The organism is Mesorhizobium sp. M0904 (genome assembly GCF_040319475.1).
Classification (GTDB): Bacteria; Pseudomonadota; Alphaproteobacteria; order Rhizobiales; family Rhizobiaceae; genus Mesorhizobium.
This window is the reverse complement of record NZ_JAMYOC010000065.1, coordinates 1-537: the sequence shown is the minus strand read 5'-3', so window position 1 is coordinate 537 and position 537 is coordinate 1. Positions and strand designations below refer to the sequence as shown.

Genomic DNA, 537 nt, shown 5'->3' with positions numbered 1-537 from the left:
GGGCTGTAGGGCGGCAGGAAGAGCAGCCATGCGCCTCTGGCCCGGATGGCTGCCTCGGCGGCCGGACTCTTGTGGGCAGCGAGATTGTCGAGGATGACCACATCGCCCTTTGCCAGCGTCGGAGCGAGCTGCGTTTCGACGTAGGTGTCGAAGATGCGACGGTTCATCGGCGTGTCGACGACGAAAGGGGCGGTGAGCCCATGGCAGCGCAGCCCGGCGATGAAGGTCTGCGTCTTCCAATGTCCGAACGGTGCCTTTGAGCGCAGCCGTTGGCCCTTCAGGCAGCGACCGCGCAGGCGCGTCATCTTCGTAGTGGTTCCGGTCTCGTCGATAAACACCAGCCGATGTGGCTCAAGCCGCATCCGCGGCTGGCGTTTGGCCCGCCACTGCTGGCGCGCCTTGCTGATGTCGGGTCGATCTTGCTCGCTGGCCAGCAGCGTTTTTTTTGAAGCGGTAGCCGTTCCTGATGAGCCAACGTGAGATCGAGGCGGGAGCCACTTGGACGCCTGTAGCAGTAACCAGCTCGGCGGCAAGCTC

At 64.1% G+C, this 537-nt stretch carries 1 protein-coding gene; it reads right to left on the bottom strand.

Annotated features, from left to right (window positions below):
* Positions 1-537, bottom strand: a 537-nt coding sequence (locus NKH80_RS30070; RefSeq protein ID WP_502901013.1) for an IS630 family transposase, incomplete at both ends; no start/stop codon positions are given.